Source organism: Endozoicomonas sp. 2B-B, assembly GCF_053470045.1.
Window position 1 is genome coordinate 5,885,132 of record NZ_JBLZMU010000001.1, and the last position, 22,011, is coordinate 5,907,142.

The following is a 22,011-nucleotide window of genomic DNA, read 5'->3' on the forward strand; positions in this document are numbered from 1 at the left end:
GGTAAATTAGTGATATTTATCTTACTAATATCATGTGGCACTTCTTACGGGTCTCAAGATAATACTTATGATGATGAATATAAAAATCCCAACCACACTATTTCATATGAAGATTACAAACAGAGCCTTTCGACTGGCCTATTAAATTTATTAACCTTTCTCTCGTGGCATTATGATGAATTCAGGCTACCTTTACGTTTAACTGAGATGACAGCTCATTGTTTGTTGAATTTCTGTCTACTTAAGCTGGGCAGTACTTTTCATCATGAGTATTTTTTTGTTTATTTATTAAGCGGCATCGCTAACTTTTCATATGACCTAAGAACTAATCAGCATAATTACGAAGATCTATCATTATTCATATTTACACTCATCGCACAAAGGATGGAGCACGCATTGTCTCTATTTATTGCTGATTATTTGTCAGTAAAACTTTTTTCAGGAATATGTCCTATTTGTCTGGAACAAATGAGTAACTTTATCAACTGTGCAGGCTGCAGAAGGCACTGGTATTGCAGTGCATGCCTTCGCACATGGGAGGCGCAATCACTTTTGTGCCCTGTATGCCGACAGTAACCTCCCGATAAAATAAATAGAATAGCGATCAACCCGTTCAATAAATATCCATTTCGAAAACTGAATGGATTTTGGCTGAAGCACCTTTTGCTCCAGCCATTTTCAGCGGGTGCTCGCAGGTAAAACCTGCTCGATATTTGTAACATGACCCTTCGTAATCTATCTTGACTGAGTGTTCCCTAAAATCCATACACAACAGATATGCTCTATTTATGCAAATTAGTGATATTTGTCTTGCTAATATCTTGTGGCACTTCTTACGGATCTGAAGATAATACTTATAATGATGAATATGTAAATTCCGACCTGACTATTTCACATAAAGATTACGAACAGAGCTTTCTCAGGGACCTGTTAAATTTATTAACTTCTCTCTCGTTATATTATGATGAAATCAGGCTACCTTTACGCTTAGTTGAATCAACAAGTGCTTCTTTTTTAATTTACCATCTACTTAAATCGGGTAATGTTTTTCGTCAAGAGTTAGCTTTTGCTTTTTCAATAAGCTTAATATCATGCTTTTATTTTAACTTCATCTACGACCTGATAGCATTTTTCAGTAGTGATGAAAGCTTACCACTAGCCTTTTGCAGTCTCGTTGCCCGAGTAACAGAGCACGCATTGTCAGCAAGAATTACTGACTATCTGGCAGTAAAACTCTTTGGCGGATTATGCTCTATTTGTATGGACCCCATAAGATACCCTATCGCCGCTGGGGAGTGTTTAAAGCACTTCTACTGTGCAGCATGCATTCACGCATGGACGACACAATCTCCTTTGTGCCCTGTGTGCCGACAATAACCCCCAGTCACCTAAAGCGAAGGCCGAGCTATATCAGCCACCAATCTGGGCAAGATTGCGAGTACCTCCGGTATACCCCTGTTCCAGAAAATGACCGTCTACTTTCAACCTCAGTGCTGATCGAATTTCCTGAATCAATTCATCCTGCTGGCTGTCGTCCTGTAAGAAATGTCGAAGGTCATGGCCTGATTCCGAGAACAGGCAAAGTTGCAGATGCCCCTGACTGCTAACCCTCAGACGATTGCAGTCTTTACAGAAATCTCTTGAGTAGGGGGTAATCAGTCCAATGCGCCCCTGATACTCAGGATGACAATATTCGTAAGCCGGACCCGCATCTTTATTTCTGGCCATTCTGACCCAGCCCTGCTCCAGAAGCTGATCCCTTATTTGTTTTCCGGGGACATGGTATTGATTGAAAAAGCGACTATTATCACCCGTCTGCATCAACTCAATGAAACGCATGGTAACAGGCTGGTGCTTAATCCATTCCAGAAACGCCTCCAGCTGGATGTCGTTGACCCCTTTCATCAAAACCGCATTGACCTTGATAGAAGGAAGACCTTTTGCGAAGGCCTTGTCAATACCCACCAGTATTTCCTGAAGGCGGTCGTGCCCGGTTATTGCTGCAAAGGCTCGGGGGTCCAGACTGTCGATACTGACATTAATCTGATCAACACCAGCAGCCAGCCAGGACTCAATTCTCTGGTCCATTTTGTAACCATTTGTGGTCATAGCCACTTTCTGAATCCCCGGAATGGACTTAAGAGTACTGACAATATCCCTGAAGTCAGAGCGCAGGGTAGGCTCACCGCCAGTGAGGCGAACCTTCTCAACACCCACCGCCGAAAAAGCGGTCACCAGACGTTTAATTTCGGCAACATCCAGCGACTGCTTGTGACGATGCTCATCACAGCCATCAGGCAGGCAATAGTTGCAAGTGAAGTTGCACAGATCAGTCAGAGACAGTCTGAGATAGGGAAACGTTCGTCCCTGTTGGTCTTGTAATGGTCGCATTTCACACCTTTCCAAACACGGGAGGCCCAGACATTTCTGTGTGAACCCTGGCAACCCTGCGTGTAACACGCATCAGGTCACGGCCAGACAACCGTACCTTCATGGTGAGGGTTAGGTTGCGAAGCTCGGCGCTTTATTAAAATTAATTAGGGGCTCATCCTAACCCTAACCCGACAAAATAGCCATGCCTTAAAGGACAATATCGAGTGATACAAATAACAAGAAACAGATTGCTGAATTCATTTATAGCTTTTACTTTAAGAGCAGTTTCAAAAACTGTATCGAGGAGACCTTTCAATGACTGACTGCTGTTCTGCCCCGGGGCTCATGCCCCTGCACGAAGGGCTTGAGAAACTGATGACAGAAACACCGGTCGTCACTGAAACTGAAACAGTGGCTCTGGCTGACTCCCTGGACAGGGTTATCTCTGAGGCAATTATTTCGCCGGTTAACGTTCCGTCCCATGATAATTCAGCCATGGACGGGTATGCAGTCCGTTTCAGTGACCTGGCACCACATTCAATACTGCCGCTGGCCGGAAAATCTCTGGCCGGGCACCCCTATCAGGGTTCTATGCCCCCTGGCCACTGTATAAGAATCATGACAGGTGCTTCCATTCCTGTAGGTGCCGATACGGTCATCATGCAGGAGCAGGCCGAGATAACCGAACAGGGTATTGCTTTCAGCAAGCTACCCTCTCAGTCAAGCAATAATGTTCGCCGTGCCGGTGAAGATATTCCTCAAGGTTGTCAGGTTTTTGAAAAGGGACACATCATCAAAGCCCAGGATATAGGTCTGCTGGCTTCATTGGGAATCCCTGAAGTTCCAGTCATTCGCAGAATAAAAGTAGCGCTCTTTTCCACGGGTGATGAACTGAAGCTGCCCGGCGAGACTCTCGGACAAGGTAATATATACGACAGCAATAGGTTTGCAGTATCAGCGATGCTCAAGCGACTGGGTGCAGAAGTGATTGACCTTGGAAAACTCCATGATGACCGCGACGAGATCCGGAAAGCTTTTCTGAAAGCTGATCAGCAGGCTGATGCAGTTGTCACCTCTGGTGGGGTATCCGTAGGTGACGTCGACTTTGTCAAAGATATTCTCAGTGAAATAGGCCATACTTCGTTCTGGAGGCTGGCCATTAAACCCGGCAAACCCTTTGCCTTTGGTAAACTTCCCAACAGTGTTTTCTTTGGGCTACCCGGCAATCCGGTTTCCGCTACGGTAACTTTCCAACAATTGGCAGCGCCCGCATTGCAACATATGATGGGAGCAGAACCAACTCCTGCTGCTGAACTACCAGCAACGTGCCTCACTCCCCTAAAGAAACAACCCGGTCGCCTGGAATTCCAGAGGGGCATTCTCTCAACCAACGAGAGAGGAGAAGCCGAGGTAGTCACATCGGGCAGTCAGGGGTCGGGGATTCTCCGATCCATGAGTATGGCTAATTGTTACATCATTTTGCCCGCTTCCCAGGGAAATATTGAGGCAGGAGAAACGGTTAGAGTGCAGTTGTTCGATAAACTTCTCAGGTAACTACTCCCTGTTCTGCAGGTTGTCGCATCACTCTGGCTCCCATGCTTTTGGGACCTCCGGGTTCCGGCATGGAAAAGGGTTGCCCCGAAAACGAGCACTGTCATATTTCTGCAGTCTTTGCCCTGGTCCTGGAGGGTTTTTAAATATTTCAAAAAAATGTCATAACTGTAATATTTCTGAAACAAAACACCTATATTTTCGCCATCATCTCTATCCACACAGCACCAAGGTGCAGAAAATGTCTGAAGCAACTAGTCAAGCCAGCACCAAAGCTGACTATAAATACACCAGCAGGCACTATGGCCGTATCTGGCTGAGAGTTATCCTCTGGATCTATGCTCTCCTGGTTGCCGTCAGTGTAGTGGGCTCTGGTTTTAAAATGGCCGTAGGTGGCGCAGAAGCAGCTGCAGAGCTGTTCAGCTTTGCCAACAACACTATGCTGGCACTGATAGCCGGTACCCTCGCCACGGCTCTGGTTCAGTCTTCCAGTACAGTAACCTCTGTTATCGTTGGCCTCGTGGCTGGCGGCCTGCCGGTAGAGATGGCGATCCCCATGATAATGGGAGCCAATATTGGTACCACCATCACAAATACTCTGGTCAGTCTGGGTCACATGGGTTGCGACAAATCCTTTAAGCGAGCTTTTGCTGCTTCGACAGTTCACGACTTCTTTAACTATCTGGCGGTTCTGATTCTGTTGCCTCTGGAATTGATGACCGGCTTCCTGAGCGATATTTCACAGCACGTAGCCGCACTGTTGGTAGGTGGCTCTGCTATTGATATGGGCAGCCTGAATTTCGTCAAACCCCTGACCAAGCCGGCCGTGAATATTGTCAAGGATTTTGCAGGCCTCCTGCCCGACAGCACACTGGCTGGCCTGACCATGATCGCCTTCGGTATCTTCCTTATCTTCAGCTCGGTCGTAAGACTGGGCAAGCTGCTGAAAAAAGTTATGGTGGGACGTGCCAGGGACATTCTGCACAAGTCTATTGGTCGTGGTCCGATTTCCGGTATTGCCTCCGGTACTGTTATGACCGTAATGGTGCAATCCTCTTCTACTACCACCAGTCTTATGGTTCCTCTGGTAGGCAGTGGCGTCTTCACCGTTCGTCAGATGTACCCTGTTACTCTGGGTGCCAACATCGGTACAACCATCACAGCGCTGCTTTCAGCAACGGCCATCGTCGGTGCAGACGCAGAGCACGCAATGACCATTGCTCTGGTACACTTGTTCTTCAACGTGTTTGCCGTAGCCCTTATCTATGGCATCAGGTGGCTCCGTGAGATTCCTCTCTACGCTGCAGAAAAATTGTCTGATCTGGCTATAAAAAACCGCGCTTATGCATTCCTGTATCTTTTGCTGGCCTTCTTTGTCATACCGGGCCTCGGGATTTTGGTAGCCCGGTAAAGCCTTCCTGATATTCTTAAGAAGCCCTGACCATGTCGGGGTTTCCTCTACAGACCTGTTTCTTTAATTCCTGTTTAAACTGCTATGCTCTTTGGGTTGCCAATCATGGAACAGGAAACCACCATCAGGCATCTGGTCATCCCCCTGACGTTGTCAGTTGTCTTTCACACCTTACTTTTGGGCTATAGCGGGAGTAGTTGGTTGACTGCTGCAAAATCACCCGGCATTCAAATCAAACTGGTGTCTCATCAACCCGACATAACACCTGCCATTGAAAAAAACCTGACCGCTACAGAAGCAATGACCGACTCGGAATTGACAAAGCCAGATTCTCAGATTGAAAACACTGAACACATTCAAAGCACTGAAAAAACAGAACAGGCTGAAAAAGCAGAGAACAAGAAAGTCATAACGACCAGAGCCGAAAAGAAAAAGATTCAGCAAGAGTCGGCCAATCAGGAAGAAAACAAACACAGGCACGCAAAACCGGGTGAGCCTCCGGTATCTGCTCTCAACCAGCAGACATCGGGAGAGCCCGTCGAAGAACTCATCACTTCAAAAGCCGGGCATTTGGAGCCTGATGAATTTCAGAAATGGGTGGCTCAACTTCAATACCGGATCAATCGCTACAAAGTGTATCCCTACCAGGCTAAAAGAAGGCGACTGGAAGGAGAAGTAAAAATCAAAATTGAAATCAACTCTGACGGAACACTGGAAAAGGCGACTGTACTGGCCGGTAAAAAGGCATTCGAAGCCAGTAGTCTGAAAGCCATTGAGCGCTCCCTGCCCTTACCGACACCTCACAAGAAATCGGTTACGGTGATTCTCTCCATTAAATATCAGCTGCTGTGACCGGCCAGCTCCTTAAGTTCATTACTCAATCTCACAATTTCGCTGTAGCTGCCGACGCATCAGAGGTTCCCGGAGATTTACCTGGCGTATCAGGGCCTCACTGCCATCACATCACCACCCGGCCATCACTAATTACACTATAGTTATCGCGTAATTCTGCCAATTCTATCCCGAGGCTTCACCTCTCTTCCCGACGTGCTTTGCCCGCGTGGTGAAGCAGGGGTTAACTGGCAGAACATGAGCAAAAATGCAAACCGAAAAGAAGTTGAAACACCTATGCAAACTTTTACCACAGTTTTTATTTCGGTTATATTGATCGTTTCATCTCCCTTTGTCTTTGCGATTAGAATAAGCGAAGAACACTTAAAGCAAGGACGACAGCTTATAGATGACATGGACAGGAGAGGAAGTGAGTTTCTGGAACTGGCTGAAAGAGTTCAAACTATCATAACAACCTTTGGGTCTCAGTCCATTTTCACCATCATTCCTCACTTAATATCTATGAACGAATCTTTAGAGAGAGTTTTTTCATCGTTATCAATGCGCAAAGCTTATTTAGCCACACTCACAAAAACAGTCACGAATGATTCTGAATTGCTAGCAAAAAAGGCTTTTGAGCGGATGAAAGTTTCAGCTGGCAATCCAGGGCAATCAGTAGCAATGGTTAGGCTGTTTAGTGTTGCTGGCGTCTCTGGGGACGCAAGTTTTTCAGGCACTTTTCAAGAGCACAAGTGTGGCACCCTAACGGAATTAGCTGATAAGGCGGATAAAGATAGTTCTGAATTTTCACAGAAAGCCTTGTCATACCAGATTTTAAACAACAAGCTAAAAGAATATCTTGACCAGAATGACACAATTGACGTATCCGAGACTTGGAGTTATCTGGAAGAAATAAATAAGCTATTAAATGAATTAACGACTCTTACAAAGTCTTTTCCAAACAGCTTTAAATTATTTTTAGAGCAGGCTTTGACTTATTTTGATTGTAACTGAATCGAATAAGCCGGTAGATAAACCTGGTGACACTCCCCGCCTTGTCAGGCGAGGCTTCTGACTTCACAGGCTACAGCCAGCCTATAGCGACTGGACTTACACAGAAGCCTCCATCGGCAGTAACCGGGTGCCCCTCGGTTATTTATTGGTCTTTTGTTTGATTTGCCGCAGCCTTAACGGGTCACTCAGGTATGGGCTCGTCTGGTTCTTCAAGGGCGGTTGGGCAGTTGTCTCTGCCTTAATTTTTTGTTAACAGTGCTTGGTTTTCGTCACCGTGAGTCTCTGCATAGAGACAGACCGATAGAAAATATAACCAACTACGTACAAATACTCAACCGGAACGCTCTGCGTTCCCGTCTTATATCCCCGCCCGATTGGGCGAGGGTTTACGACGATTTTGCTAAAACCGAGAGCTTTGTGATCGATGGCTCACTTGCCCAAGCAACCCAATCAAACCCTGACTATCAGACTTTCAGGTACTCCCTTCCCGTCTCTGGTGCTTTAGAAGCGACTTCAGTCAAAAATACACCTGCAATGAAAAATTATGGCTATCTTTATGGGGTTGTTTCATTTCAGGTGTTTTTATCAATGATGAAAAGAAGAAGTGCCCTGGTTGGCTTAACGCTTTGCTTGACTCTTTCGACTCCCGGATGGTCAGCAGAATCCCCAGGGAAATTAGCCCCTCATAAAAGCGTCAGGTATCTGGGAAGTCACCTGTTGCGCCCGGACGACCAGAAAAGGGTCACTCATATTACTGGTGCTCACTTCGCTCATGTCGGAAATGGTTCAACAGGGACACTCTACCTGCTTTCTGGAGATGCCGGAGCAGGCTTCACCGGTCGTCATGGCTGGGGGGTCTTTTCCAAGCCCCACTACTACGAGCTGGATATGAGCAAGGTGGTTTTGGATCGTCAGAATCCTAATCACGGCGGACCTTTACCCAGTGAAGTGTTCGAATACCCTATCACCGAAGGCAAGAATGCCAAAACCCATCCCCTCTGGCTGAACGATGGTCATATTGCCCCCAGCGCCATCACTCTGACCAAAGACGGTGAGCTGATGATTTCCTCCAGTCAGAGTGATAGAGGCGTTACCGGCGTTATTGACTACAGGGCAATCGACATCCCCGCCTATGCAGGCTACGGCTACAGGCACGCGAATCGTGACGAAACCAGTCTGGCCACCCGAAACAATGGTTTTCTGAAAGCCTGGTATGATGCCCATGAGTTCTTCCCTGTACCTGTGCTTGATCTGATTCCGGCAGCCTTCCTGCATACCTTCAGGGAAATTCCCCTGCAACTCTCCAAAGGTGTTCACCACGTCGATATCGGACTGTCATCAAAATTCCTGCTCACAGAAAATGATCACAGACCCGGTCAGGTAGATAGCGCATTCAAACTGCCTAAACATTTTGAAAACAACAACTGGATTCCTTTCCACATGGGATTGAAGGGTATTCAACAGGGATTAGGTGTGAAAAGTCTTGACCGTATTCCCAAGAGCAACCATTACGTTGCAGCAACCGCCGGAGCTCTGGTTCAGGATGCCAAACAATGGAATATCAATGAACATGTCCCACCTGTCAGGGTGGTGACCTTTACTACAGAACAACTGTCTAACAATGGCGAACCGCTGCCAGGAAAATACCTGAACAGCCAACAGCTTCCTGCCAAGGGTGAAGTAACAATTCTGTCAGAGAAGCTCTATAACTTTTCTCTTCTGGGTTTAAGCCCTTCTGCAATGAAACAGCTGAAGAGCAGCCCGATTCGTACAGTCAGCGATATTGCGGTTCTCAATAAGAAAGAGGCTCTGTTCCTTGAGAAAACAGTGCTCCCTTATCGAAGTTCTGAATCCAATTTTATTACCCGGGTTTATCTGGTCGACCTGAGCAGTGGCAAGAATGTCAAAGGCAGTGAAATGTTTGCTGACAACGAGCTGAACAAGGCATTCATGGATGCACCAGACTACTTTATGTCCAAGACCCTTATCTTTGACAGCCTTCAAGAGGACTCCCTGAAATTATTCGAAGATGGAATAGGCTTTGATATTCACGAAACCTCTTTTGAGGCGATTGCTCGGGGTCCCGAAACGGTACAAGGGGGCAAAACATTTATGCTGGTCAGTTACTATGACGGTGAAGATAGTAAACGGGGCACCCCAACCCGCCTCATGTATTTTACCTTGCCAGCCAGTAAATAAAATCCGACACCTGGCATCTGGAAAAGCATGTAAAAAATGTACAAGAGTGCCGCAAAAGCCATTATCCCCCTGGTAATGGCTTTGTTCATTGTCAGACTCCGACATTATAAAATTCAGCTTCCTTCTACCAGACCGTATACTCTGTGAACGCCACACCTTCTTCAACACTTTATGAAATATCCTGTTTATGCTCTCGTCTCAGTGCTGATATAGTAGAAATCAGAGAACAGACCCAAGAACAATAAACGGATAGACAAGGCATGGTCGATAAACCTTTGACAGGACTGGCTGCTCGACTGGTTGTCGACCAGCTGATCGATGAAAAGACACTCCGCTCCGCACTTTCACAGGCAGAAAAAACAAAGCAGCCCCTTGCCAGCTACCTGGTCCAGGAGAATTTACTCAGCGCCAAAGACATATCCCTGGCTACCGCAGAAGAATTTGGCATGCCAGTTATGGATCTTGATGCCTTTGACCCTGAAAACATCCCGAAAGAACTGATTCAGGAAAAGCTGATTCGCAAGCATAAACTGATCCCGTTAATAAAGAGGGGGACCAGACTGTTTGTCGGGGTAATTGATCCCAGTGATCATACAGCCATTGATGAAATCCGATTCAGCAGCGGTCTTATGGTGGATTCGGTACTGGTTGAAGAAGACAAGCTGGACAGATTCATTGATCAACTGCTGGATAGCAATGTTGATGCCCTGTCGAATTTCGATGATGAGGAATTTGATAACCTTGAAGAGCTGGAAGTGGGTGCCGTCGAAGACAACGATGAGGAAGTAGCAGGGGAAGATGACGATGCCCCTGTCGTAAAATTCGTGAATAAAATGCTGCTCATTGCCATCAAATCAGGCGCATCGGATCTTCACTTTGAACCTTATGAAAAAACCTATCGGGTTCGATTTCGCACCGACGGCGTTCTTCATGAAACCGCCAAACCACCTGCTGGCCTGGCACCCAGAATTGCATCCCGTCTGAAGATAATGTCTGCCATGGATATTTCAGAACGACGTAAGCCCCAGGATGGTCGTATTAAAATGCGCCTGTCCAAAAGCAAATCCATCGACTTCCGGGTCAATACCCTGCCTACCCTTTGGGGTGAAAAAATCGTACTTCGGATTCTCGACCCTTCCAGTGCCAAAATGGGCATTGATGCCCTGGGTTATGAAAAAACCCAAAAAGAAATGTACATGGAAGCCTTGCACCAACCCCAGGGTATGATTCTGGTCACAGGACCCACCGGTTCCGGTAAGACCGTCTCTCTCTATACGGGGCTGAATATTCTGAATACTCCGGAAAGAAACATTTCCACCGCCGAGGACCCTGTAGAAATCAACCTGGAAGGTATCAACCAGGTGAACGTTAATCCGAAGCAGGGGATGGATTTCTCTCAAGCTCTGAGAGCCTTCCTTCGTCAGGATCCTGACATCATTATGGTGGGGGAGATTCGAGATCTTGAAACGGCCAACATCGCCATCAAAGCGGCCCAGACAGGCCACATGGTCATGTCCACGCTACACACCAACAGCGCTCCGGAAACACTGACACGTCTGCAAAACATGGGGGTTCCTTCCTTCAACATTGCCACCTCTGTCAGCCTGATCATTGCCCAGCGTCTGGCCAGACGCTTATGCAACCACTGTAAGGAAATAAAAGACATCCCAAAAGAAACACTGCTGGAAGAAGGTTTTACCGAAGAGCAGATCAAGTATGCCAAAATTTATGGCCCCAAGGGATGTGATCAATGCAGCAAGGGCTACAAAGGCCGTGTGGGTATCTATGAAGTCGTAAAGATCACACCGGCTCTGCAGCAAATCATTATGGAAGAGGGCAACTCCCTCCAGATTGCCGAAATTGCACAGAAAGAAGGATTTAATAACCTTCGCCAGTCTGGACTGTTAAAGGTTTTGGAGGGTGTGACCAGTCTCGAAGAAGCTAACCGGGTAACGCTTGAGTAATTGATTTCCCAACCTCCTGTCAACTCGTTCCCACGCTCTGAGAGGATGTCGCAAAACTCTCTCCGGCGTGGGAACGCGTTGACTCCCATCATTGCCGGCTTCATTCTCGTCATTCCCGCGAAGGCGGGAATCCACACTGACTCTCCACCAGAACCATACTGCCCGGTGTCCCCCTGGCCTTGTCATCCCCGAGAAGGCAGAGATCCACCGTTGGCGCTGGATTCCCGCCTTCGCGGGAATGACGACTTCAGAGCGTGAGAACGAGCTGTTGGAGTTTTGCGACACCCTCGCTCTGCATGGGAACCAGAGTTAAAGAGCAGGCAATGACGATCAGTGACCAGCCCCAAGGGACAACAGTGTGGCGTTACCTCCGACAGCCGTCGTATTGATGGTGCGGGTACGTTCAGTAGCAAAGCGATACAGGTAGTGAGGCCCACCGGCTTTTGGACCGGTACCGGAGAGTCCCTGTCCACCAAATGGCTGAACACCGACCACCGCACCGATCTGATTACGGTTTATGTAGGCATTACCCACTTTAAGGCTTTGCTCAATGTAGGAGGAGGTCGCTTCGTTGCGGCTATGCACTCCCAGAGTCAGACCGTAACCTGTGCCGTTGATTTCCTGAATCACTTTATCCAGCTCAGAAGCCTTGTAGCGAATCAGGTGAAGAATCGGGCCAAAGTGTTCTTTTTCCAGTTGGCTGATGCTCTCAATCTCAAAGGCAACCGGCGCAATAAAGTAACCTTCATTGCATTCAGCCCCCAAATCCACTTCGGCAATCAGGCGAGCTTCCTGCTTCATGCGATCAATATGAGCCTGGAGTCCTTTAAGGGCGATTTCACTGATAACAGGGCCAAGGTCTGTTTCCTGCAGGGCTGGGTGACCCACCTTCAGTTCTGCCATCGCACCGACCAGCAAGTCTTCAATACGATCAGCAATATCTTCCTGAACATAGAGCACTCGCAACGCTGAACAACGTTGCCCGGCACTGGCGAAAGCAGACTGAACAACGTCATTAACGACCTGCTCAGGGAGAGCAGTAGAGTCTGCAATCATGGCATTCTGACCACCGGTCTCGGCAATCAGAGGGATAATAGCGCCCTCTCGCGCAGCCAGAGTCTGGTTTATTAATCTTGCAGTCTGGGTTGAACCTGTGAAAGCAACACCGGCAATACGAGGATCAGCGGTCAACTGATGACCAATATCCTTACCTTCACCCGGTACCAGTTGAATCACATCGGCAGGCACGCCGGCTTCCAGCATCATCTCAACAGCTCGTGCAGCAATCAGAGTGGTTTGCTCTGCGGGCTTGGCTACAACCGTGTTACCACAGGCCAGCGCGGCAACCACCTGACCCAGGAAAATAGCCAGAGGGAAGTTCCAGGGACTGATGCACAGAAAGACGCCTCGACCGGTCAGGTAAAGCTCATTGGATTCACCGGTAGGTCCTGGCATAACCTGAGGTGCTGAGAATTTTTCACGCGCCTGGTTGGCATAATAACGACAGAAATCTACCGCTTCACGCACTTCATCGATACTGTCGTGAATCGTTTTACCCGCTTCTTTATGACAGAGTGCCACCAGCTCTTCAAGGTTGGCCTCCAGCAGGTCGGCCAACTTCTCCAGACTCTGGGCACGGGTTTCTACTGGTATCTTGTGCCAACGGTCAAACGCTTTGTGAGCCACTGAAATAGCCTGGTCCACTTCCTTTTCTCCGGCGAAGTGCAGACGACCTGCGAGCTCGCTGAGCTGGTAAGGACACTGCAGATCAACCACTTTTTCAGTTTCAACCTTTTGGCCGGAAATCACGGGACCTTTGTGCCACGTTTGGCCCATAAACTTCTGTACAGATTCAGAAAACGGCTGCCACTGTGACTCAATATCGATATTGACACCTATGGAATTAACTCTGTCTTTTCCAAAAATAGCTACCGGTAAAGGAATTCTGTCATTGGCCAGAGAACTATGCTTCTCGAGCACAGTGACAGGATGATGAACCAGGTCCTTTACGGGTGTCCTGGCATCCACCAGACGATGAACAAAAGAGGAGTTAGCACCATTTTCCAAAAGTCGACGCACCAGATAGGGCAGCAAATCTTTGTGACTACCCACAGGTGCATAAATGCGAACGTCCGGTTTTTCCTGATCCAGTACCGTGTTATAGAGCGCATCACCCATTCCGTGCAGACGCTGGAATTCATAATGTTTATGTTCTGCGATGCTCAGAATGCTGGCAACAGTATGAGCATTGTGGGTAGCAAACTGAGGATAAATAGCCCCTTTAACAGGATCACTCAGCAGAAAACGGGCACACACCAGATAAGCAACGTCTGTTGCTTCTTTGCGCGTGTATACCGGGTAGCCGGAATAGCCGGATTGCTGACACAGTTTTATTTCACTGTCCCAGTAGGCACCTTTTACCAGACGCACAGGAATTTCATCACCCTGCTCTTTTGCCAGAGCTGCCAGCCAGGCAAGAACGGGGAGTGCTCTTTTACCGTAAGCCTGTACAACCAGTCCGAAAGCACCCCATCCCTGACAATCAGGATGACGGTAGAGTTTCTCGAACAGTTTCAGAGACAACTCAAGGCGGTCCTGCTCTTCGGCATCAATGGTGATTCCCACATTCAGGCTTCTGGCAGTGCGAATCAGTTCCAGCACGCTGTCGAACAGTTCTTTCAAGACACGGGTTTCATTGGCCACTTCATAACGGGGATGCAGGGCAGAAAGTTTGATCGAAACGCTGGGACGAGGGCCCTTGTAGCCACCCTTCTGCTCCTGACCAACGGACCTGACAGCAGTCAGGTAGGAAGCGAGATATTTCTGAGCATCGCTTTCGGTCAGTGCTGCTTCACCCAGCATATCGAAAGAATAGGTGTAACCTTTCTCTCTTGGCTTTCGACCATTCCTGAGTGCTTCTGCAATAGTGCGACCCAGTACAAAATGCTCACCCATAATTTTCATCGCCTGGTTCACAGCCTGACGAATCAAGGGTTCACCCATTTTTTTAACCAGTCGACCAATCACGCTAGCCGGGCGACCGTCTTCCGATTTGCCTAATGTCACCACTTTACCGGTCAACATCAGACCCCAGGTGGAGGCATTCACCAATAGCGAATCGCTCTGTTTGAGATGCCTTTCCCACTCAGCGACACTGAGTTTGTCACGAATCAGGGCATCGGCGGTTTCAGAGTCAGGAATTCTCATCAGGGCTTCTGCCAGACACATCAGCAGAATACCTTCACGGGTATCCAGGCTGTATTGCAACAACATAGAGTCAATCATATGAATGGAATCTTCCCGGGCTCGAACCTGCTCGACCAGATCGGTAGCTCGTCGGGTTACCACAGCCAGCTGCTGCGGACTGGGTCTGGCCAAATCGGCCAGCTGTGCCAGTAAGGCTGACTCATCCACACTGTATTGTGGAGAGATAGTCTTCCAGAGCCTGGTTGGGCTCTGCTGGATGAATTCAGGCTCAAATAAGGCCTTAGCCTCAAACATGCGGTGTCTCCCCCAATGACGGCAAACCTGATCCTGTGCCGTATGATCAATCTAATCGGGAAATGCCTATGACGATGACATCTCCAATTAAGGCAAATGAGCAGCCTCCAGTGGCTTTTGGCCAGCCCGCAATCATGCACAAAATCAAACAGAATTCCCAGATACAGAAGACAGATTTTTGTACAATCCCTGTACACTTCCCGCTGCTGATCTGATTTATTTGCCCATGGACTGTCGCATAACCGCTAACCCAATAAAAGGGCGGCAGTCAGATCATTATTTATTCACTATACCTTTTTGATGACTGAAGTCATCGTTCTTGTCCACCTCAGCAGGCTTACGTTTTCGGTGCATTCTTTTGTGCCTGGTCAGGGCTATAGCATTTTTGCAGAGCTTCCCACATCGCTGCTGCAGACCATTCTCCCCGAACTCGATCACATCACAGGTTTTTTGCCCGCTGTGGTTTCTTCTTTTGTGATCCGCCAGGCTTTTGGCACTGTTGCAAACCTCCCCACATGGCCGCTGCAGGCCATCCTTGCCCATCACGCTCAGGTTACAGGTTTTCTGCCCGCTGTGGTGTCTTTGTTTGTGCCCCTTCAAGGCTGTTTGACTCCTGCAGACAAACCCACATCGCCGCCGCTGGCCATCGTCTCCGACCAGGGTTACAGCACAGGTTTTCTGTTCAGTATGGGAGTTTCTTTTGTGATCTAACAGTGTTTTGGCATTCTTGCAGACCTTTCCGCATGGCCGAGGCAGGCCATCTTCCCCTGCCACTTTTACATCACAGGTTTGGTCAAGGATATGGTTTATTTTTATATGGTCGCTCAGGGCTTCAGTACCCCTGCAGACTTTCCCACATGGCCGCTTCTGACCAGTGTTACCGACTATTGTTACATCACAGGTTTTTTGCCCGGTGTGATATCGGCTTTTGTGAGATGAAAAGGCTTGAGCACTATTGCAGACCATCCCGCATGGCCGCCGCTGACCATCGTCTCCGACCAGGATCAGTTCACAGGTTTTTTGTCCACTGTGCTCTCTTCTTTTGTGATCCGAAAAGGCTTTAGCATTCTTGCAGACTTTCCCACATGATCGCTGCTGGCCATCCTCACCGACCACGGTTAGCTCACAGTTTATTTGCTCACTATGGTATTGGCTTCTGTGCTCCAACAAGGCTTTTATATTCCTGCAGACCATCCCGCATGAGCGCAGCTGGCCATCCTCCCCTGACACGGAATAACCACAGATTTGTTGTCCGCTGTGGTGTATTCTTTTGTGAACCGCCAGGCTCATGGAATTCTTGCAGATTTTTCCACATGGCCGCTTCTGACCTCCTTTATCGACCATGGTTAAGTCACAGGTTTTTTGCCCGGTGTGATATCGTCTTTTGTGAATTGAAAGGGCTTTAGTATTATCGCAGACCTTCCCACATGGCTGCGGCTGGCCATACTCATCCAACATTGTCAGTTTACAGGTTTTTTGCTTGCTTTTGTTTCTGGCCGGTATTGCGCCGGTTTGCGAAAGATGAGACTGTCTCTGACCCAACTTGGGTGATCCAGTGATTGTTTGCTGTGCTTCAGAATGATTTAGCGTTGAGGAAATTCCCATTTCTTCTAAAAGACTTACTGGATCGAGTGGCCCGTTAATAGCTTCAAAATCATTGACAGTACAAGGCAAACTCCCGGACATTGGCAAATCATCACCCATTGACCCGATAAAGTCAGTTGTCTCGGCGACCCCGTCTAAGGCGACCCCGTCTGAGGCGACCCCGCCTAAAAAGATGCAGCCATTGGCTGTATTGCCATCAATACTATTTCCCTGTGTCTGTAAAAGTGGATCAAGATCGAATCGGCTTTGAATCGGAGGAAGACCGATCGACGTGTCAAAAAGCGGGTTTTGTTGGCAATCTTCAGTGTTTAAAGGAGCAAAATCATATGAGCAAATAAAGCAATGTCCACTGACCAAATGGGGGCATAAGCCCTTTAGGGAGTCCAGCGTCCATTCAGAAGATCCACTGCTATCAAATAATGTTCGGAATCGACAAACGCCGTGACAGGGATAGACAAGACAATTTAAACCCAGACTATGCCGATGTTGTTGAGGATCTCTGTTATCACCGCCAGAGCCAGAATTCAGAAGGCTGGTTATAGACCCTGTACTTTGGAGGGTGGCTTGGGAGGCTCGCTGGCCTGATGATTTTGATGGTGAGTATTGTGGGGAATTTTCTCCAGAACCAAACATCGCAGTGATGATAGCAAACGGATGGCAATGATTCAGTTCCTGTTGTGCAATCGATTTAAATAGCGGTGAATCAAGGTTCCAATAGTTTTTTAAAAACCAACCGACAGCGACGACCCGATCCAAAGGTTGCCGTGAATAAAGGCTGGTGCCTGAAGAGAAATCTTTGCTGCTCAGGATCAGTTTATAAACAACCAGCAACTGTGTGGCATAAAACAACCGCCATGAAATCGACTCAATAAGGGTCGTTTTTAACCGATAACTGCCAAGCCTGTGTCGTTTTTTATCAGAAAATAAATCTGATCCTGCATAGCCGCTTATATCGGCAATGTCTGACGGATTGCCCGGCAAGGTATGCTGGTCAGATTTTATAGAAAAGTTCTTATTTGGAAGTCTGGAATTCTGTTCAAGCTCGACAATAAAACTTTGTGTGAACGCTTTAGTTTGAAAGGCAACAGACAACGACATTAGCAAGAGCAGTGCCGTAAAGACTGAGTGTTTAATAATTCTGTCCTTGCTCTCTGATTCAGTCATTACCCTGATCCACCTCAGCGAGCTTGCGTTTTTGGTGTTTTCTCTTATGCTGCGTCAGGCATTTAGTATTCTTATAGACCTTCCCGCATGGCCGTCGCTGGCCATCCTCCCCTGTCACCATCACATCACAGACTTGTTTCCCGGTATGATCTATGATTTTGTGATCCCTCAGGTCTCGATTATTCTTGCAGACTTTCTCGCATGGGCGCTGCTGGCCATGCTCACCGATAATGACCAAGTCACAGGTTCTTTGTCCGCTGTGGTAGCTGCCTTTGTGAGTTGATAGAGCTGAAGCATTTTTGCAGACCCTACCGCATGGGCGCTGCTGGCCATCTTCCCCGACCTGGGTAAGGTTACAAATTTGTTGCCCGCTGTGGTCTTTTCTTTTGTGATCCGCCAAGGCTTGAGCGTTATCGCAAACCTTCCCGCATGGTCGCTGTTGACCATCCTCACCGGCGACATCCTGTTCACAGGATCGTTGTCCACTGTGGTATTTGCTTTTGTGAAATAATAGCGCTAAAACATTTTTGCAGACCTTGCCGCATGGGCGCGGCTGACCATTTGCCCCGACCACTGTCATGTTACAGGTTTGTTGTCCGGTGTGGTCTCTTCTTTTGTGACTTAACAGGGCATTTTTATTCTTGAAGACTCTCCCGCATGGCCGCTGCTGACCTTCTTCCCCGGCAACCACCAGGTCACAGTTTTGTTGCCCTCTGTGGAATTTGCTTTTGTGAGATGACAGAGCCAGAACATTTCTGAAGGCAATGCTGCATGGTCGCCGCTGGCCATCTTCTCCAACCACGACCACTTTACAGACTTGTTGCCCGGTGTGGTCTCTTGCTCTGTGAACCGACAGGTCTTGAGCGTTCTTGCAGACCTTCTCGCATGGCCACTGTTGGCCATCTTCCCCGACGAGTAACACATCACAGATTCGTTGCCCGCTATGGAATCTGGATTTGTGCGATGACAGGGCTATAGCATTGTTGCAGACCTTGCCACATGGGCGCTGCTGACCATCCTCACCAACCAGGTTCAGACTACAGATTAATTGTCCGGAGTGGTCTCTTCTTCTGTGACGCCACAGAACATTTTCATTCTTGCAGGCCATCCCGCATGGCCGCTGCTGGCCATCTTCCCCGACCACGGTCAGGTTACAGATTTGTTGCCCGGAGTGGTCTCTTCTTTTGTGATGCCACAGAGTATTTTCACTGCTGCAGGCGACCCCGCATGGCTCTAGCTGACCATCTCGACCGACCACCATCGTGGCACACGATTGTGGCCCGAGGTGACACTTTTTTTTGTGATCCAACAGGCCTTGAGCACTCTTGAAAACTTTCCTGCATAGCCGCTGCTGGCCATTATGTCTGACCACTGTCAGGTGACAGCTTTCTTGTCCGCTGATATCTGTGACTTTTATTTCGCCTGACTGTGAAAGTTGAGGTTGGCTCTGACCCAATTGAGATGATTCAGTGGCTTTTTCTTGTCTTTCTGAAGAGGTAAGCATTGTGGAAATTCGAATTTCTTCGGAAAGAGTCTGTGGTGGTTGATCAAAATTGCACAATTGACAAACACCACGACAGGGAAAGACAAAACAGTTTAGATTCAAAGTATGCAAATGCTGTTGAGGGCCTCTGTTACCGTCACCATTGTCATTAGTATTCGGGGGGCTGCTGAAAGAGCCTGCAAAATTGGTGTTTGCTGCTGAGGGTAGCTGACCAAGCGACTCAGGTAACTGGCCTTTTGGAGGGTTATGCCCGGAACCCGGCATCACAGTGATGGTGGCAAACGTGAGGTTCTGAGTCACCTCATAATGTTCGATTGAGCTAAACGAAGGTAAAACAGGGTTCCAATAGCTTTTTAAAAGCCAACTGACAGCCACAATCACTTCTCCAGGTACCCATAAATAGAGATTGGAGCTTAAATGGGCATCTTTGGTGGTCAGAATCAGTTCGTTAACAACCAGCAGTTGAGTAGCGTAAAGTAACGGCCATGAAATCGAATCAACAAGGGTTGTTTTGATCCCGTAACTGTCATGTCTGTGTCGTTTTTTATCAGGGAGTAAACAGGATCCTGCACGGTCGTTTGTTTCAGAAATTTCTGACGAGCTACCCGTAAACATATGCGGGTCAGGCTTTATGGAGAAGCTCTGTTTTAGAGAGCCTGCATTCTGTTCAAGCTCAACAATAAAACGTCTTGTTAACAATTCGGCCTGGCAGACGACAGAAAACGACAGTAGCAATAGCAGTACCGCATTGAGTGAGTGTTTAATAATTTTATCCTTGCTTCCTGATATACAGAGAGGAAGAATAGTTCAAGAAAACAAGCGTGCTTTTATTTCAGAGAGCCTCTGTTAAACACCCTCTTTTAAAGACCAGAAGCCAGACCAGGCAGAACCTCATGAAAAGGCTTTCAGATCAGGGACGGAGGTTCTGACCCACATCATCAGGCTTGCGTTTGTGATGCCTTCTTTTGTGATCACAGAGGGTTCCGCTATTCTTGCAGATTTTTCCGCATGGTCGCCGCTGGCCATCCTCACCAACCAGAATCACGTCACAAATTTGTTGTCCGCTGTGGCGTTTGCTTTTATGGATCCCCAAGACTTTATAATTCTTGCAGACCGTCCCGCATGGTCGCTGCTGACCATCCTCCCCCATCACATATACGTCACAGGTTTGTTGCACGCTGTGGTCTTTCTTTTTGTGATTCACCAAGGCTTGATTGTTATCGCTGACCGTCCCACATTGTCGCGGCTGGCCATCCTTCCCGACTATGGTCAAAACACAGGTTTGTTGCCCGGAGTGAACTCTGCATTTGTGATTCGACAGGGTATGAGCATTCTTACAGATCTTCCCGCATGGCCGCCGCTGGCCATCCTTCTCAATCACGACCAGGTTACAGATTTGTTGTCCGGTGTGGACTGTTCTTTTGTGCTGCGACAAGGCTTGAGCATTCTTGCAGACCGTCCAGCACGGCTGCTGCTGGCCATATTTCCCGATCACTGACACTTTACAGACTCGTTTCCCGGTGTGGTATCTTCTTTCATGAGATAACAGAGATTTAGCATTATTGCAGACCTTCCCGCATGGTCGCTGCTGTCCACCCTCTTCAGAAACTGTCGCTTTACAGGTTATTTGCCCGGCTTTATCTTCTGAATGAGTTTGTTGGCAATGTCTGGCTCCGAATATGACATTCTCAGCTGCTACTAAAGCCTGTATCGTGCCTGTCTGGGAAAGATGGGATTGGCTCTGATCTAACCGGGATGATTCAGTGGTTGTTTGTTGTGTTCCTGAATGGGAAAGCGTAAAGAAAGCTTCGTCTACTTTGAAAGAATTCTGCAAACCGATTGGCTCATTAATGTCCACAAAATCACCAGCGATGAAAGACAAATGCCTGTGCATTGCTACATCATCACTGAGTGGCCAGGTAGCATTAGTTTTATTGACGATTGAGTCTATAGCGACCCCGTCTGAGGCGACCCCATCTGCAAAGAAACTATCAATAACACCAGATAGTTGTTCAGAATCAGAATAACTAACGCAACTATTGCAATGCCGATTAGCCAGATGGAGGCATGAGACGTCTAATGATTCCAGCAACCATTCAGCGGGTTCTCTGCTTTCGGATGATGATCGAAATCGACAAATGCCATAACAGGGATAGACGAAACAATTTAAACCCAAAGTATGCATGTCCTGTTGAGGGCCTTCGTCACCGCCACCAGGGCCAGAATTCAGAGGGCTGATTAAAGCGCCTGAACTTTGGCTGGTGGCTTGTGGCGTTTGCTGGCCCGATGATTGTGATGGCTGGTACATTTGCTGGTTATGTCCCGAGCCAAACACCGCAGTGATGGTCGCAAAGGGTAGTTTCTGCCCCCCCTGTTGTTTGATCAGGCTAAACAGCGGAGAATCGGGGTTCCAATAGCTGCCTAAAAGCCAGGCGACTGCAACAAACCAATCTTCGGGCAACCATAAATCAGGGTCGTAGCTCAAAGGAACGTCTCTGGTGGTCAGGGTCAGTTGGTTAGCAACCAGCAGGTGAGAGGCATAAAGCAACTGCCATGAAATCGACTCAATAAGGGGCCTTTTGAACCCGCAACCGGAAGATTTTTGTCGTTTATTATCAGAGGACGAATCTGATCCTGCATTCCCTTTCGTGTCGGTTATGAATAGCGGGTTGACCGGCGATGTATTCAGGTTAGGTTTCATAGAAAGGCTCTGGCTTGGAGAAACTGCATCCTGTCCAGATTGAACAACAAAACGCCTGTTCAACGCTACAGCCTGACAAGTAACGGACAACGATAATAGCAGCAACAGCGATGCCGCAGATAGTAAGCGTTTAATAATTCTATCCTTGCGTTCTGGAATACAGAGATGAAGAATAGATCAAGATAATAAGTGT

At 47.9% G+C, this 22,011-nt stretch carries 13 protein-coding genes and 1 riboswitch; of the genes, 8 read left to right on the forward strand and 5 right to left on the reverse strand.

Features of this window, described 5'->3' with window-relative positions; genetic code table 11:
• The first annotated feature begins 384 nt into the window (after positions 1-384).
• Both ACOMHB_RS25760 and ACOMHB_RS21805 read left to right on the forward strand, forming a co-directional pair.
• Entirely contained in the window at positions 385-576 is a 192-nt protein-coding gene (locus ACOMHB_RS25760) for an RING finger domain-containing protein (protein ID WP_487247191.1), read from the forward strand.
• Positions 577-777: 201 nt separating this feature from the next.
• The gene (locus ACOMHB_RS21805) at positions 778-1,377 is read left to right on the forward strand and encodes an RING finger domain-containing protein (RefSeq protein ID WP_448218187.1); all 600 of its coding nucleotides are present in this window, start codon (positions 778-780) and stop codon (positions 1,375-1,377) included.
• A 33-nt stretch (positions 1,378-1,410) separates the two neighbouring features.
• Here ACOMHB_RS21805 and moaA read toward each other — a convergent pair whose 3' ends face one another.
• Complete coding sequence (gene moaA, locus ACOMHB_RS21810; protein ID WP_448218188.1) at positions 1,411-2,391, reverse strand: GTP 3',8-cyclase MoaA; 981 nt, start codon at positions 2,389-2,391, stop codon at positions 1,411-1,413.
• Positions 2,380-2,534, reverse strand: a riboswitch (molybdenum cofactor riboswitch). (Overlaps the previous gene by 12 nt.)
• A gap of 154 nt (positions 2,535-2,688) precedes the next feature.
• On the opposite strand from moaA, the gene moeA reads away from it, so the two are divergent.
• From moeA to pilB, 6 genes are all read left to right on the forward strand, one after another.
• Positions 2,689-3,927, forward strand: a complete 1,239-nt coding sequence (moeA, locus tag ACOMHB_RS21815) for a molybdopterin molybdotransferase MoeA (protein ID WP_448218189.1) — start codon at positions 2,689-2,691, stop codon at positions 3,925-3,927.
• A 238-nt stretch (positions 3,928-4,165) separates the two neighbouring features.
• On the forward strand, positions 4,166-5,335 hold the full coding sequence (locus tag ACOMHB_RS21820; protein WP_422135214.1) for a Na/Pi symporter: 1,170 nt from the start codon (positions 4,166-4,168) through the stop codon (positions 5,333-5,335).
• A 105-nt stretch (positions 5,336-5,440) separates the two neighbouring features.
• Entirely contained in the window at positions 5,441-6,187 is a 747-nt protein-coding gene (locus ACOMHB_RS21825) for a TonB family protein (protein WP_448218190.1), read from the forward strand.
• A gap of 237 nt (positions 6,188-6,424) precedes the next feature.
• Positions 6,425-7,180 (forward strand): hypothetical protein, encoded by a 756-nt coding sequence (locus ACOMHB_RS21830; RefSeq protein ID WP_448218191.1) that lies wholly within the window; start codon positions 6,425-6,427, stop codon positions 7,178-7,180.
• A gap of 588 nt (positions 7,181-7,768) precedes the next feature.
• Entirely contained in the window at positions 7,769-9,379 is a 1,611-nt protein-coding gene (locus ACOMHB_RS21835) for an esterase-like activity of phytase family protein (protein WP_422410251.1), read from the forward strand.
• A gap of 260 nt (positions 9,380-9,639) precedes the next feature.
• Positions 9,640-11,343, forward strand: a complete 1,704-nt coding sequence (gene pilB, locus ACOMHB_RS21840; RefSeq protein ID WP_422135218.1) for a type IV-A pilus assembly ATPase PilB — start codon at positions 9,640-9,642, stop codon at positions 11,341-11,343.
• Between the two features lie 330 nt (positions 11,344-11,673).
• Here the strand turns inward: pilB and putA are convergent, their stop codons facing one another.
• The 4 genes from putA to ACOMHB_RS21860 all read right to left on the reverse strand — a co-directional run bounded on the left by putA (position 11,674) and on the right by ACOMHB_RS21860 (position 21,818).
• Positions 11,674-14,844, reverse strand: coding sequence for a bifunctional proline dehydrogenase/L-glutamate gamma-semialdehyde dehydrogenase PutA (gene putA, locus ACOMHB_RS21845; RefSeq protein ID WP_448218192.1), 3,171 nt, complete (start codon positions 14,842-14,844; stop codon positions 11,674-11,676).
• A gap of 276 nt (positions 14,845-15,120) precedes the next feature.
• Complete coding sequence (locus ACOMHB_RS21850; RefSeq protein WP_448218193.1) at positions 15,121-17,613, reverse strand: hypothetical protein; 2,493 nt, start codon at positions 17,611-17,613, stop codon at positions 15,121-15,123.
• Positions 17,606-19,852 (reverse strand): hypothetical protein, encoded by a 2,247-nt coding sequence (locus ACOMHB_RS21855; RefSeq protein WP_448218194.1) that lies wholly within the window; start codon positions 19,850-19,852, stop codon positions 17,606-17,608. The genes ACOMHB_RS21850 and ACOMHB_RS21855 overlap by 8 nt, the downstream gene beginning before the upstream one ends.
• 175 nt (positions 19,853-20,027) lie before the next feature.
• Positions 20,028-21,818 (reverse strand): hypothetical protein, encoded by a 1,791-nt coding sequence (locus ACOMHB_RS21860; protein WP_448218195.1) that lies wholly within the window; start codon positions 21,816-21,818, stop codon positions 20,028-20,030.
• Positions 21,819-22,011 lie beyond the last annotated feature (193 nt).